This window comes from Streptomyces sp. NBC_00287 (assembly GCF_036173105.1).
Classification (GTDB): domain Bacteria; phylum Actinomycetota; class Actinomycetes; order Streptomycetales; family Streptomycetaceae; genus Streptomyces.
The window spans coordinates 7,087,301-7,101,611 of record NZ_CP108053.1 but is presented as its reverse complement, the minus strand read 5'-3'; the positions used below and the strand labels follow the sequence as shown (position 1 = coordinate 7,101,611).

Below are 14,311 nucleotides of genomic sequence, written 5' to 3'. Positions count from 1 at the left end.
CTCAGCTCCCACCGGGTCCGCCCGGAGCGGCTCGGTCAACCGACCCGGCAGGGCAGGGTGGTTGCCGTATCACCGCCGGAGCCGGTGACGACGTAGCCGAACGTCGTGCTCTCGCCGGGATCGAGCGAGCCGTTCCAGTTGGCGTTGTGGACCATCACCGCCTGGCCGTTGTACGTCGGCGTGCCGTTCCACAGGCTGTCGACCTTCTGGCCGCTCGGGAGCGTCCAGTCGACCATCCAGCCGAGCATCGGGACGTTCCCGGAGTTGGTGACGGTCACCTCGGACTGGTAGCCGCCGTTCCAACTGCCCGTCGTCTTACGGGTGGCCGTGCAGGTGCCGGGGACCGGATCGGTCGGGTTGCCGGGCTCCTTGATGCCCGTCACCTCGCCGTTGCCGCCGTCGAAGACGATGTCGGAGCAGGAGTAGAAGGTCTCGGCGCTGTCCGAGCGCTGCCAGACCATGTAGACGATGTGGCGGCCCGACTTGTTCGCCGGAAGCTGCCCGGTCCAGGAGTAGTTGGCCTCGACCGTGCCCGGGGAACCGTTGAGCGGCGGGTGGTCCACGCTCAGGAACGGCTGCTCCTCCATGTCGTCCCAGGTGAGGGTCTGGGTCGGGTCGAAGCCGTCCTTGGTGATGTAGACGTAGAACCAACCGGGGTGCGCGGCCCAGGCGTTGTAGGAGAAGTCGACCGTCGCACCCGAGGTGAGATGGGTGAGCGGCCAGTCGCTCCGGGCCTGGTTGAAGCCGGTGAAGTTGGTGTTGCCGCCGCTGCACAGCTCACCGTCCGGCACAAAGCCGCGGGTGCGGCCGGCGCCGTCCGAGCGGAGCACGGAGAACCAGTTGTAGAACGGGGTCGTCCCGCTCACCTGCTGTGCCGCCTTGCAGGCCGGGTTGACCGGCTTGATCTCCCCGGTGTCGGTCAGCCCGTCCTGCCAGCACAGGAAGGTACGGCTGCCGGGCTTCATCGGCGTCCCGTGGGCCTCCGCCGCACCGCCGGCCGACATGACCAGCGCGAGGGCCGGGATCGTGGCGAGCAGGGAGACCAGGACGAGGAAGAGGGCCTTGGTGCGGAGGGTGAGCGCTAATCGGTGTGGGGGTCTGTCGGGTGTGGCAGTGCTTGTCAGGATCATGACATACAGGTCCGTTCCGTCAAGTGCGGTCCGTGCGGATGTGTGTGTGCGGATGCGTGGGGTGGGAGCGGTCCTGGGGCGGGTTCCGGTCCACCGTATGTGGGAGCGCTCCCACCTCACTTGGTTCGGAAAGTAGCGCTGTGGGGCGTGGTTGTAAACGGGGGGCGCACATGCGTCAAGCGTGTGCCGTGGCATCGCCGGTTCGGGTGGCGGTACCTTCGTACTTACGATCACGCCGCGTGTCGGCGTCCAGACTGGCGGCCATGGGAGCAGTCATGACCACACCCCAGCAAGGACGGGCCACCGAGGACACCTGGATGTTCCCGCCGGCCGACGGCTGGACCTTCGACCAGGTCAAGGACTTGGAGCTGCCCTTCGACTGGGAACTCGTGGATGGACAGATCGTGGTTCGGGGACAGACCAAGTTTTGGCACAACCGCGTGCGGGACAGGCTGCTGATCGCGCTTGAAGCGGCGCGTACCGAGCGGTACGAGGTCGTGACGGAGCAGTGCGTCATGGTCGACGACAGCAACATCTCCAAGCCCGACGTGATCGTCTTCGAGCCTCACAAACTGGAGCCCCTGCAACTTGAGTGCGTCCCGGTGAACAAGCTCACCCTGGTCGTGGAAGTCGTCTCCCCCGGCTCTCGCCAAGACGACCGGGTACGCAAACCCGCGCTCTTCGCCGCGCACAAGGTCCCGTACTACTGGCGCGCGGAACTGGGCCGCGATCAGAGGGTCGCGGTGCACGAGTACTGGCTCAACGCGGACACCCTCTCGTACTTCCCCGCTCCAAGCCACCCAGTGCACCACGACAAGCTCATCACCGAGCTGCCGTTCCCCGTGGAGATCGACCTCGCCGTCCGTTTCGGCCTCTGACCCCCCTCCGTATTCCTGCTCCAGCAGCTTCCCCCCGGTGAAGTAGCTTCCCCAGCATGCTTCGAAGGTCGCCGTATCTAGTCGTTGCCGATGCTCTGCGGGCTCGGATTCTCGCTGGTGAGTGGGAGGTCGGGGCTCGGCTGCCGTCTCGGGCCCGGCTTGCCGAGGAGTACGGGGTCGGGCGCAACGTCACCCAGCGGGCCGTGGATCACCTGATCGTTCAGGGGTTGCTCGAAGGGCGGGCTGGATCGGGTACGTATGTGCGCGTACCGCGCGAGCGGCTGCGGATCGTTCGTTCGCGGCACGGCTCCCCTTCGCTTGCCGCCCTCAAGGAACGGGGTCGGGCCGGTGCCTGGGACGCGCACAGCCAGGTGCGCGTGCCCGCCCCCGAGGGCATCGCCGAGCGGCTTGCGATGGAGCCCGGCGACCTCTGTGTTCACACGCATTACGAATTCCTCGCCGACGGACAGCCCGTTCAGCTCTCCGAGTCCTGGGAGCCGATGGCCATCACCGGCGGCACTCCGATCGTGCTGCCCGAGAAGGGGCCCCTCGCGGGCAAGGGAGTTGTCGAGCGCATGCGTTCCATTGGCGTCGACATCGAGACCGTGGTCGAACTGCCGCGCCCCGCCCGTGCCAACCGGGAACAGGCGAACCTGCTCGGGATCAGCTTCGGCGACCTCGTGCTCCAGATCGAGCGGACCATTTACGACACCGAAGGACGCCCGGTCGAAACTGCCGACATCGTCATTCCTGACGTACGCAGAGAAGTGGCCTACGAGTTCGGAGTGGACCGGCCATGACGTCCCGGTTCGGGCTGCTGCGCGATCCGGACTTCGGTCGGTTGTCCGCCGCCACCGCACTCGGTCAACTGGGCGACCGCGTCAGCTTTCTGGCATTGCCCTTGGTTGCCATCACCGCCTTGCACGCCGATGAGTTCCAGGTCGGACTGCTGACAGCGATGACCACGGCGGGGTCGCTGCTCGTGGGGCTGCCGGCCGGTGCGTGGGTGGACCGTCTGCGGAAGCGATCGGTGATGATCAGCACCGATCTCGCACGGGCGCTCGTCCTCGTGACGATCCCCTTGGCCTGGTGGGCGGATCTGCTGTCCATCCCGTGGCTTTACGCCGTCGCGTTGGTTCATGGCCTGCTGACCGTCTTCTTCGACGTCGCCTATGTCAGCTATCTGCCTCATCTGGTGGGACGCGACAAGCTTGTCGAAGGGAACTCGAAGCTCTCGGCGATACGTTCGGTGACCAGTATCGGTGGGCCGGGGGTGGCAGGGCCGCTGGTGGGCTGGGTCGGGGCTCCCGTGACGGTCCTGGCGAGCGCCGTCGGGATGGCCCTTTCGGGCCTGCTCGCGAGTGGTATCCGGAAACCCGAGCGGAAACCCGAGCCCGCTCAGCGCCCTCGACTCGGGTCGGAAATCAGGGAGGGTCTGAGGTTCGTCCTCCGGAATTCCTGCCTGCGCGCGATCATGCTGGGGGATGCGATCTTCAATCTCTCTCTGGTCATGTATCAGACCATGCTGCTGGTCTTCCTGGAGAGGGAAGCAGACATCGGCCCCCTCGGTATCGGACTCGTTCTCTCGGGAATGGGGTGCGGTGCCCTGCTGGGTGCGCTTTCGGCCACCTGGTTCTCCCGGCGGATCGGGCAAGGGCGCATCATCTGGCTTGCCTCCCTTGCCACTTGCCCGCTCACCGCTCTGATGCCGCCGGCGCGGCCGGGATGGAGCCTGTACCTGGCCGCCGTCGGGCTCGCGGTCCTTTCGCTGGGCGGCGTCGTCCGGTTCGTGGCTCAGTCCAGCCTTCAGCAGACGCTCACCCCGGACCGGCTGCTGGGCCGGGTGAGTGCGACGGCCCGGTTCGTGTCGTGGGGCGGTATTCCGCTGGGCGGGATCCTCGGTGGTGTCTCGGGGTCCGCGTTCGGGGCGGCGGCGACCCTGTGGATCGGCGCCCTCGGCATGACGCTCAGCTCCCTTGCGACCTTCCTGTCACCGCTTCGGACCCTGCGCACACCGGCTGCGGAGGAACCGCCCCCGCGAGCGGAAGTCGTACGGTGAACTCCGTTCGACCGGGCTCGCTTTGTACGTCGATCCGCCCTCCGTGGGCCGTCGTGATCGCCGCGACGATGGCCAGCCCCAGGCCGGAGCCGCCGCCCAGGCCGGGGGTGCGGGTGCGGGAGGTGTCGGCTCGCGTGAAGCGTTCGAAGACTGTGGGGAGCAGCGTGGGCGGGATTCCGGGGCCGTCGTCGGTGATGCGTACGGCGCAGTCGGGGCCGTTCGTTTCCACCGTGGCGACGACCCTCGTGCCCGCGGGGGTGTGCACGCGCGCATTGGTCAGGAGGTTGACGACCGCCTGGTGGAGCCTGGCCTCGTCGCCCATCACCAGCGCCGGTGTGTCGATGTTCAGGACCAGTTGCCAGTCGTGCCCGTCGCCCACGGCCCGCGCGGTCCACACCGCCTCGGCGACCAGTGCCGTGAGGTCCACCTCGGCGGACTGCAGTGGACGCCCCTCGTCCAGGCGGGCCAGCAGCAGGAGGTCCTCGACCAGGCCCGTCATCCGGGCCGACTCGGCGGTGACGCGGCGCCAGGCCAGGGCCGGTTCCATCCGGTCCGCGCCCCGGTTCATCAGCTCCGCATAGCCGGCGATCGAGGCCAGCGGTGTGCGGAGTTCATGACTCGCGTCGGCCAGGAAGCGGCGCATGCGTTCCTCGGTACGCCGGCGTTCCGACAGTGAGGACTCCAACTGGTCGATCATGCGGTTGAGCGCGGCGCCGACCTGGCCCGCCTCGCTCGCCGGGTCGGTGTCCCGGACGGGGACCCGGGTGAGGGCGGTGACCTCGCCGGCGCGGTTCAGCGGGGCGCGGGAGACCTCGACGGCCGCCTCGGCGACCCGGCCGAGCGGGCGCAGTTGACGGCGTATCACCACCGCGCTGGCGCAGCCCGCGACGACCAGACCGGCGGCGGTGACGGCGGCCGCGGCGACGACCATGCCGCTGATCATCTGCTGGACGTCCTCCATGGGGAGCCCCGTGAGCACTCGCGCCCCCTCGCCGTCGAGCACGGTGACGCGGTAGGTGCCTACGCCGGGGACCGTCCGGGTGTGCCGGGAGCCGTCGGGCCCGATGCCCTCCAGGGCGGTCCGCTGGACGGTGGTCAGGTCCTTGGGGGCGGCGTTCTGGCTGACGACGGCCGCGGAAACGACGTCGCCGTCCTCGTCCAGCCGGGCGGCGAGGAGGCCCGCGGGGTGGCCGACCTCGTCGAGGAAGCCGAGGCCGTCGTGCAACTGCGCCCCGCCGAGGCTGCGTTCGGCTGCATCTGTCACCCGGTCGTCCAAGTCGCCGAGCAGCGCGGCGCGTTGCACCCAGACGGTGGTGAGCGCGATGGCTGTGCAGACGACTACGAGGGTGACGCTGATGAAGAGCAGCAGGCGTGCGCGGATGGAGCGGAGCACACGACCACGCATACGCATACGCATACGCACACGACCGGTTCGAGACCCCCAGGTGCCAGACATGTCTCGATCCTGTCCCGGTCGCCTTGGGGAACCCTGTGTTCCACCTGAGCTGCGCCGATGTCCTGCCGGTCCCCCCGTGTTCGGCGGAGGTTCGGCGCCCGGTCCGGGGTCGGCGCCCGCTCGTTCGGCACGCCGCCGACCAGTGCTCGGCGCTGCTAGAGATGTCGGCGGGCCGCTGCCGGACGGTGGCGGCCCGACGGTCCGAGCGCTGTCAACCAGAAGGGAAACACCGTGAAGAAGGTCATCAAGCCCGCCCCGGTGAAGAAGATCACTGTCCGCAAGGCGGGCCCGATTCGTCTGACGAGCGCCTGCTCCTCGTACTCCACGTTCGTCTTCTGATCGGTGCCTGGCGACCAGTGACCGACACACCTGTGCGCGGCCGCACCCCGGCCGCGCACAGGCTCAGGCCTTGGGGGGAGAGATGACCGAGAGCACCGCCGATGCCTTCGACGACCGCGTCCCGTTCCATCACCTGACCTTCGTCGCGGAAGGCCCCGACGAGATCGTGGTGGGCCGGCCGGACACCGACGACTACGCGGTCCTGCCGGCAGACGGCACCGCGCTGCTGCGCCGCATGATCGACGGCGACACACCCCGCCAGGCCGCGCGCTGGCACGAGGAGACCTACGGCGAGCCCGTCGACATCGAGGACTTCCTCGACACCCTGCGCGAGCTCGGCTTCGTGGCCGAACAGGCCGGTTCCCCGGCGCGGACGGCCCCGGTGACCTTCCAGTGGCTCGGCCGCGCCGTGTTCGCCCCGGCCGCCTGGGCGGCGTATGCGCTGCTGGTCCTCGCCGCCGTGATCGCGCTCGTCCGGGAGCCCGCGCTGCGCCCGGATCCCGGCCAGGTCTTCTTCACCGAGTCCCTGGTGACCGTCCAGCTCGTGCTGCTCGTGGGGCAGACGGCCGGGATCGCCTGGCACGAGGGGTTCCATGTGCTCAGCGGGCGGCGGCTCGGGCTGCCCTGCCGGCTCTCGGTCGGGCGCCGGATGTACTTCATCGTGTTCGAGACGACCCTCAAGGGGCTGCTCGGGGTGGCGAAGCGGCAACGCTATCTGCCGTTCCTCGCGGGCATGGTCGGCGATGTCCTCATGTACTGCGGGCTGACGCTGTACGCGGCCGCCGACCGCGGCTCGGACGGTGTCCTCGGAGTGACCGGCCGGCTGGCCCTCGCACTGGCCTTCCTGACGATCCTCCGCTTCACCTGGCAGTTCTATCTGTTCCTCCGCACCGATCTGTACTTCCTCGTCGCCTCCGTGCTCGGCTGTCACGACCTGCACGGCGCCACCGACGCCCGGCTGCGCAACCGCGCACGGCGTCTGGTCCGCCGTACACCCGTCGTCGACGAGAGCGTGTGGAGCGACCGGGACCGCCAAGTGGCGTGCTGGTACGAGCCGTTCTATGTCGCCGGCGCCCTGGTGCTGACCGCCACGGTGGTCGCCGCGCTCACCCCGATCGGCGTGGAGTTCGTCGAACGGGTCTGGGACGGCACCGTCGAAGGCACCTGGGGCGTGCGCTTCTGGGACAGCGCGGTCTCCGCGGCCTCCGCCTTCGTCCCGCTCGGCATCCTCCTCGTCCTCGGCCTCCGCGACCGGCTGCGCGACCGCCGACCTCCTAGGGAAACGGAGAACGACCATGGCCTCGCCCGTATCTGACCACCGCCATCTGCGGATCCGCGGCGACCGCGCGAACGACCGGGACCGTACGGCTCGGACTCTGCTGCCGGCCGACGCGGTCCGGGTGGACTGCCACCGCCGGCTGCGCGGCCCGTACACCGGCCTCGGCGGCCTGCTCCGCGCGCTCGTCCCGTCCGTCTACACCAGCCGCCCCGATCTGGTCCGCGACCACCAGGTCGAGATCCTCACCGGTGCGCCCGAGTTGCACGCGCTGCTCGAGGCGGAGCCGGAGACGCTGACCCGGCTCGCCGTGGGCGAGGAGCGGACGCGCTTCTACAGCGAGGCGCGCAGCCGGCGTACGCCGCACGGGATCGTCGAGTTCCTCAAGGAGATTCCGGGCGGCCCTCGCACGGTGTTCTTCGACAACGTCCACGAGGCCGACGCGACCGACCGTGAATGCCTGACGATCATGCTGCGCCGGTGCGATCCGATGGCGGTACGGCTCTTTGTGGGGACCGGCTCCGAGGACCTGCCGGGTGAACTCGGCGCCGCCGTCGACCGGTTCACGGACACCGTCGACGCCCCGGCCGGGCCGCCCCAAGTGGACCGCACCGCGGACGAGCTGTGGCGGGCCTACGTCGTCTCGGACGGCACCAGTGACGATCCGGCGGAGCCGGCCGCCTGGCTGGACGCCGAACCGGCGGCGCGGGCCGCGGCGCACGACGCGCGGGCCGCCGTACTGGAGGAGGACGGGGCCGTCGGGCACACGCTGGGCGCGATCCCGTTCCACCGCGAGCACGGCAGCGACCCGACGGGGGCCGGCACCGCCGCGCTGCGCCGGGCGCTCGACTACTGCGTCGATCTCGGCTTCTACGCCGCTGCCGCCGACCTGGGCCTGCGCGGCTACGCGCTGACCGACCCCGAGACCCGTCAGCTGGAGTACTGCCACTTCGCCGCGAAGGCCGCGCTCGCCCTCATCTCGCTCGGGCAGGCCCATCGGGCCCGGGACCTGTACACCGAACTGCGCGGCCGGTATCCGCTGCCGCGCGTCCACATGTCCACGAGCTACAACATGGCGATGCTGTACACCCGGTTCCTGCCCAAGGAGGAGCTGGACCACCATCTGGCCCGGGCATACGCGAGCAACGGGGTGGCCCTGGCCGCGCTGACCGAGGACCTCGAGGACCGGGCGTTCTACACGGTGTTCCAGCAGAACGGGCTTGCCCTGGTGGAGATGCACCTGGGGCACCTCAAGACGGCCCTGAAGCTGGTGGCCGAGGGAGTGGACCGGCTCAACCGCGAGACGCACCCGGACAAGTACCGGCTGCACAAGTCCGTCCTGATCCACAACCGGGCCAACGTCTATGCGGGCATGGGGATGCTCAAGGAGAGCATGGCGGACTTCGACACGGTGATCGCCCTCGATCCCCACTACCCCGAGTACTACCTGGACCGCGGCAATATGCACCGCCGCCTCGGTGACGACCAGGCGGCGCTGACGGACTACGAGACGGCGATGAAGATGGGCCCGCCGTTCCCCGAGCTGTACTACAACCGCGGGGACGTCCGTGCCGCCCACGGTGATCTCGAAGGCGCCGTGGCTGACTTCGGCTACGCCCTGGAGCTGGAGCCCGGTCATCTGGACTCACGGATCAACCACGCCTCGCTGCTGCTGGAGTCGGGCCACTTGGCCGAGGCCGCTGCGTCGGTGGCGGAAGGGCTGCGGCTGTACCCAGACAGCGCTCATCTGCTGTGCACCCAGGGCCTGTTGGCCTTGGAGCGGGAGGACGCCGACACCGCGCGGAACTCCTTCGACGCCGCTCTGAAGGCCGACCCCGAGCTGTACCAGGCGCTGGTCAACCAGGCGGTGCTCGCCTATTCCGAGGGCGAGTACGGGGAGGCGGTACGGCTGCTCGGCCGGGCCCTGGAGCAGTCGGGCGACGACCCCGATCTGCTGTACAACCGGGGCGCCGCCCAGCTGGCCGCCGGGCATCCGGAGCCGGCCGCCGAGGACTTCCGGCGCGCGCTCGCTCTTCCGGGCGCGGACCGCGAGGAGATCCTCGAACAACTGGCGCTGTGCCGCTGAGGTGATGAGGGTGTCCGTGGACTCCGCCGCCTTCCGCCGGGCCCTGTCCCAAGTGGCCACCTCGGTGTCCGTGGTCACCACCTTCGACGCCGAGGGGCGGCCGTACGGCGTGACCGTCGGCTCGCTGTGCTCGCTGTCGCTCACACCGCCGCTGGTGCTGTTCTGCCTGGACCACCGGGGCTCGGCGCACGCGGTCGTCACCGCCGCCGAGCGGTTCGGGGTGCATGTGCTGGGCGCCGGACAGCAGCCGCTTGCCTCCCGGTTCGCAGCCTCGGGCGAGGACCGTACGGCCGGTCTCGTCCGGGGCGAGCGGGACGGGGTGCCGAGGGTGCCGGACGCGCTGGCGACGGTGGTGTGCAGCCGGTACGCGGTCGTCCCGGCGGGTGACCACAGCGTGGTCATCGGACTGGTGGAGCACGCCGATGTCACCGACGGCGCTCCGCTGCTGTACTACGACCGCGGCTACCACACCTTGTTCGCCCTGGGCGACCCGCTCTGACCCTCGGCCTCCGACCCCCGGCGCGGCGGTCGCTCCGCGCTCGTCTGCCAGGCCTCGGTCACCGCCGAGGCCATGCAGCTGGGCAGGGCGTGCAGGGTGTGGGCGAGCCGCGAGACCAGTCCGACGAGGGGCGGCGTGCCGGGCGCCGCCCGGGCGACGGCGGGCGGTACGCCGTAGCGGTCGATCAGGTCGCCGACCAGGGCCTCGGCCCGCTCGCGCAGGGCGCGGTCCCGTAACCCCCGCAGATGCCCGGCCGCGGGACCGAACTCCCGCTCGTACGCGATCAGCAGATACTCCGGGGGGATGCGGTGCCCCCGCTCATAGTCGAGGAGCCCGCTGTGCGAGCCGAGGCCGAGCCGGCGCGCCAGTGAGCGCAACGACAGGCCCTGCTCAAGGCGGCACTGGTACAGGGCGGCCCCCAGCACAAGGGTCGAGCCGAGGTCGTTCCCGCGCGGAGTCTCGCCGGCCTTGCGGACCATGTCCACCCCCGTGGAGTCGCCGCAGAGCGGTGCGGCACGGTGGAGTATGGCAATGCTGTGAAGGATTCGTCACGAAGTGGCGGACGGATTGGCCTGTAGCCCGTCATCCCCGTCCGGAAAGAACGCGAGGGCCGCACCCCTCGCATGGCTGAGGAGTGCGGCCCGAGCGCCGTAGGGAGAATCCCTGTCGCGACCGTTACTTGCGGATCAGCGAGCGCAGCACGTACTGCATGATGCCGCCGTTGCGGTAGTAGTCGGCCTCACCGGGGGTGTCGATGCGGACGACCGCGTCGAACTCGACGCCCGTGTCGGTGGTGACCTTGACCGTGCGCGGGGTGGTGCCGTTGTTGAGCTCCTCGACACCGGTGAAGGAGAAGGTCTCCTCGCCGGTCAGACCGAGGGAGGCGGCCGAGGCGCCCTCCGGGAACTGCAGCGGCAGGACGCCCATGCCGATGAGGTTCGAGCGGTGGATGCGCTCGTACGACTCGGCGATGACGGCCTTGACGCCGAGCAGCGCGGTGCCCTTGGCGGCCCAGTCGCGGGACGAGCCGGAGCCGTACTCCTTGCCGGCCAGGATGGCCAGCGGGATGCCCTGCTCGATGTAGTTGCGGGAGGCGTCGTAGATGAACGACACCGGCGCGCCCTCGACGGTGAAGTCGCGGGTGTAGCCGCCCTCGGTGCCCGGCGCGATCTGGTTGCGCAGGCGGATGTTGGCGAAGGTGCCGCGGATCATGACCTCGTGGTTGCCTCGGCGGGAGCCGTAGGAGTTGAAGTCACGACGCTCCACACCGTGCTCGGTGAGGTACTTGCCGGCCGGGGTGTCGGCCTTGATGGCACCGGCGGGCGAGATGTGGTCCGTCGTCACCGAGTCGCCCAGCTTGGCCAGGACCCGGGCGCCCGTGATGTCGGAGACCGGGGTGGTCTCCATCGTCATGTTCTCGAAGTACGGGGGCTTGCGGACGTACGTCGACTCCGCGTCCCACTCGAAGGTGTTGCCGGTCGGGATCGGCAGCGCCTGCCACTGGGCGTCGCCCGCGAAGACGTCGGAGTAGGACTTGTTGAACATGTCCTCGCCGATGGCGTTGGCCACGACGTCGTTGACCTCGGCCTCGGAGGGCCAGATGTCCTTCAGGAAGACCGGGTTGCCGTCCTGGTCGATGCCCAGGGCGTCCTTGGTGATGTCCACCTTCATGGAGCCGGCGAGGGCGTACGCGACGACCAGCGGCGGGGACGCCAGGTAGTTCATCTTGACGTCGGGGTTGATCCGGCCCTCGAAGTTCCGGTTGCCGGAAAGGACCGAGGTGACCGCGAGGTCGTGGTCGTTGACGGCCTTGGAGACCTCCTCCGGCAGCGGGCCGGAGTTGCCGATGCAGGTGGTGCAGCCGTAACCGACCAGGTTGAAGCCGACCTTGTCGAGGTACGGGGTCAGACCGGCCTTGTCGAAGTAGTCGGTGACGACCTTCGAACCCGGGGCGAGGGTGGTCTTGACCCACGGCTTGCGGGTCAGGCCCTTCTCCACGGCCTTCTTCGCGACGAGCGCGGCGGCGACCATGACGTACGGGTTGGAGGTGTTGGTGCAGGAGGTGATCGCGGCGACCGTCACGGCACCGTGGTCGATCTCGTACGTCGAGCCGTCGGGGGCGGTCACGGTGACCGGGTTGGACGGGGCGCCGTTGGGGTGGACGGCCGGGGCGTCGGAGGCCGGGAAGGACTCCTTGCCCGCCTCGTCCACGTCGTCGACGTAGTTGCGGACGTCCTGCTTGAACTGCTCGGCGGCGTTGGCGAGGACGATACGGTCCTGCGGACGCTTCGGGCCGGCGATGGACGGGACGACCGTCGAGAGGTCCAGCTCCAGCTTCTCGGAGAAGTCCGGCTCGGCCTTCGGGTCCAGCCAGAGGCCCTGCTCCTTGGCGTACGCCTCGACGAGGGCGAGCTGCTGGGTGTCGCGGCCCGTCAGCTTCAGGTACTTGATGGTCTCGTCGTCGATCGGGAAGATCGCGGCGGTGGAGCCGAACTCCGGCGACATGTTGCCGATGGTGGCGCGGTTGGCGAGAGAGGTGGCGGCCACGCCCTCGCCGTAGAACTCGACGAACTTGCCGACCACACCGTGCTTGCGGAGCATCTCGGTGATGGTCAGCACCAGGTCGGTGGCGGTGGTACCGGGCTTGAGCTCACCGGTGAGCTTGAAGCCGACGACACGCGGGATGAGCATCGAAACCGGCTGACCGAGCATCGCGGCCTCGGCCTCGATACCGCCGACGCCCCAGCCGAGGACACCGAGGCCGTTGACCATGGTGGTGTGCGAGTCGGTGCCGACCAGCGTGTCGGGGTAGGCCTGGCCGTTGCGGACCATGACCGTACGGGCCAGGTGCTCGATGTTGACCTGGTGGACGATGCCGGTGCCGGGCGGGACGACCTTGAAGTCGTCGAAGGCGGTCTGACCCCAGCGCAGGAACTGGTAGCGCTCGCGGTTGCGACCGTACTCCAGCTCGACGTTCTGCGCGAAGGCCTCGTTGGTGCCGAACTTGTCGGCGATGACGGAGTGGTCGATGACCAGCTCGGCCGGGGAGAGCGGGTTGACCTTCGCCGGGTCGCCGCCGAGCTCCTTCACGGCCTCACGCATGGTGGCGAGGTCCACGACACAGGGCACGCCGGTGAAGTCCTGCATGATCACGCGGGCGGGCGTGAACTGGATCTCCTGCGAGGGCTGGGCCTGCGAGTCCCAGCCGCCGAGCGCGCGGATGTGGTCGGCGGTGATGTTCGCGCCGTCCTCCGTGCGGAGCAGGTTCTCCAGCAGGACCTTGAGGCTGTACGGAAGGCGGGCCGAGCCTTCCACCTTGTCCAGCCGGAAGATCTCGTACGACTCGTCGCCCACCTGCAGCGTGCTGCGGGCGTCGAAGCTGTTCGCCGACACGACAGTCTCCTTCTTTGATGTGCGCGTTCCCACCGCATCCTGCCGCCACGACGACTTGGCCGATCCGCTAAGGTCAGGCTAAGTTAGGTAACCCTTACTGGGGTGACGGCTGCGGTACGCCTCGGCAGATATCTCGATGTCGAGATAACTCTAGTACATGGGGCCGGGATGGTCATGCCCGGCCTCCCTGTGATGTCCTTCTTCGACCATGAAGCGAGGCGATTTCCACCGGCATGCGGGCGGCTGGACAAAGTGGGTACCGCTGCCGACGACCACATGGACGCGTCTGCGTCCCGGGCGCGCCCCGCTGCGCTGCCCCCTGCTGACCGACGCCGATCTGGCGCGCGCCGTCTGGACGGCCGCCCATCTGCCCGACCTCTTCACCGCACTACGACACGCAGTGTGCGCGCACTACGAGGGTTTCCCCGAGGGGCTCGACGTACGCGCCGTCCACATCCACCCCATCTCCCGGGACGGCATCCCCTACGTCGGCGTCGAGTTCCGTGACCTCGGCGTCGCCCTGCACGGCACGCGCGTGGTGGACCTGGGCGGACCCGAGATCGCCACGCTGCGCCGGATCGCGGAGGAGGACGCCGCGAATCCACGCACCGGCCTGGACGAGGCGCTCATCGGGTACTGGAGCAGCATCCCCTTCGACTACGGCGTGATGGAGTGCTCGGAGTTCGAGTTGCGCGCCAACGGCCAGGGGTGGAGCAATCTGGCCAACGCCCTCGGAGAATGCGTCACACGGCTGACCTGGCGATGCCCGGAGCCGGGGCTGCTGGAGTTGCGGACGGAGGACGGGCGGGTGTCACGGCACTCGTACGTCGTCACCGGCGCCCCCATAGCCGCGGTCACCTTCGACGAACCCATCGAGTTCTGCCATCAGTTCGCGAGGTCGGGGTAGCCGAAAGGTACCTCTACCTCGACCATGGGAGGCATCCATGCCCCTCACCTTTCGCAAGAGTTTCCGAATCCTGCCCGGGGTTCGGCTGAACATCAACCGGCACTCCTGGTCCATCACCACCGGTGGCCGGCACGGGCCGCGGCGGACACACAGCAGCACTGGACGTCGTACGACATCGGTGGATTTGCCCGGACCTTTCGGGTGGCGCCGTACCCGTACCTCCAGGCGACGTTGACACCCCGTCACCCGAACGGACCCCCCAGGAGGCGCCATCTCATATCTGAGATA

General features: G+C 69.2%; 12 protein-coding genes. 8 read left to right on the top strand and 4 right to left on the bottom strand.

What is annotated here, in order from left to right; all coding sequences use genetic code 11:
- Positions 1-35: 35 nt before the first annotated feature.
- Complete coding sequence (locus OHT76_RS32340) at positions 36-1,130, bottom strand: lytic polysaccharide monooxygenase auxiliary activity family 9 protein (protein WP_328874374.1); 1,095 nt, start codon at positions 1,128-1,130, stop codon at positions 36-38.
- Positions 1,131-1,405: 275 nt separating this feature from the next.
- On the opposite strand from OHT76_RS32340, the gene OHT76_RS32335 reads away from it, so the two are divergent.
- From OHT76_RS32335 to OHT76_RS32325, 3 genes are read left to right on the top strand one after another with little or no spacing between them, the layout of a single operon-like run.
- Positions 1,406-2,008, top strand: a complete 603-nt coding sequence (locus tag OHT76_RS32335) for a Uma2 family endonuclease (RefSeq protein WP_328874373.1) — start codon at positions 1,406-1,408, stop codon at positions 2,006-2,008.
- Positions 2,009-2,064: 56 nt separating this feature from the next.
- Complete coding sequence (locus OHT76_RS32330) at positions 2,065-2,808, top strand: GntR family transcriptional regulator (protein WP_328874372.1); 744 nt, start codon at positions 2,065-2,067, stop codon at positions 2,806-2,808.
- Positions 2,809-2,849: 41 nt separating this feature from the next.
- Positions 2,850-4,067, top strand: a complete 1,218-nt coding sequence (locus tag OHT76_RS32325; RefSeq protein ID WP_328874371.1) for an MFS transporter — start codon at positions 2,850-2,852, stop codon at positions 4,065-4,067.
- Here OHT76_RS32325 and OHT76_RS32320 read toward each other — a convergent pair.
- A complete protein-coding gene (locus OHT76_RS32320; RefSeq protein ID WP_443049858.1) occupies positions 3,976-5,478 on the bottom strand; it encodes a HAMP domain-containing sensor histidine kinase in 1,503 nt (500 codons plus the stop codon). The two genes, OHT76_RS32325 and OHT76_RS32320, sit on opposite strands and share 92 nt — an antisense overlap.
- Before the next feature lie 466 nt (positions 5,479-5,944).
- Here OHT76_RS32320 and OHT76_RS32315 point away from each other — a divergent pair, with 466 nt between their 5' ends.
- The 3 genes from OHT76_RS32315 to OHT76_RS32305 are packed head-to-tail and all read left to right on the top strand — an operon-like array spanning position 5,945 to position 9,723.
- Positions 5,945-7,177, top strand: coding sequence for a hypothetical protein (locus tag OHT76_RS32315; RefSeq protein ID WP_328874369.1), 1,233 nt, complete (start codon positions 5,945-5,947; stop codon positions 7,175-7,177).
- Positions 7,158-9,224 (top strand): tetratricopeptide repeat protein, encoded by a 2,067-nt coding sequence (locus tag OHT76_RS32310; RefSeq protein ID WP_328874368.1) that lies wholly within the window; start codon positions 7,158-7,160, stop codon positions 9,222-9,224. The genes OHT76_RS32315 and OHT76_RS32310 overlap by 20 nt, the downstream gene beginning before the upstream one ends.
- Before the next feature lie 10 nt (positions 9,225-9,234).
- The gene (locus tag OHT76_RS32305) at positions 9,235-9,723 is read left to right on the top strand and encodes a flavin reductase family protein (protein ID WP_328874367.1); all 489 of its coding nucleotides are present in this window, start codon (positions 9,235-9,237) and stop codon (positions 9,721-9,723) included.
- On the opposite strand, the gene OHT76_RS32300 is transcribed toward OHT76_RS32305, so the two are convergent.
- Together OHT76_RS32300 and acnA are read right to left on the bottom strand one after the other, a co-directional pair.
- Complete coding sequence (locus OHT76_RS32300; protein WP_328874366.1) at positions 9,687-10,202, bottom strand: helix-turn-helix domain-containing protein; 516 nt, start codon at positions 10,200-10,202, stop codon at positions 9,687-9,689. The genes OHT76_RS32305 and OHT76_RS32300 overlap by 37 nt on opposite strands.
- Positions 10,203-10,398: 196 nt before the next feature.
- A complete protein-coding gene (gene acnA / locus OHT76_RS32295) occupies positions 10,399-13,116 on the bottom strand; it encodes an aconitate hydratase AcnA (RefSeq protein WP_328874365.1) in 2,718 nt (905 codons plus the stop codon).
- A 208-nt stretch (positions 13,117-13,324) separates the two neighbouring features.
- On the opposite strand from acnA, the gene OHT76_RS32290 reads away from it, so the two are divergent.
- Positions 13,325-14,023: a hypothetical protein gene (locus OHT76_RS32290; RefSeq protein WP_328874364.1), complete on the top strand. Its 699-nt coding sequence runs from the start codon at positions 13,325-13,327 to the stop codon at positions 14,021-14,023.
- A gap of 37 nt (positions 14,024-14,060) precedes the next feature.
- The gene (locus tag OHT76_RS32285) at positions 14,061-14,258 is read left to right on the top strand and encodes a DUF4236 domain-containing protein (protein ID WP_328874363.1); all 198 of its coding nucleotides are present in this window, start codon (positions 14,061-14,063) and stop codon (positions 14,256-14,258) included.
- Positions 14,259-14,311 lie beyond the last annotated feature (53 nt).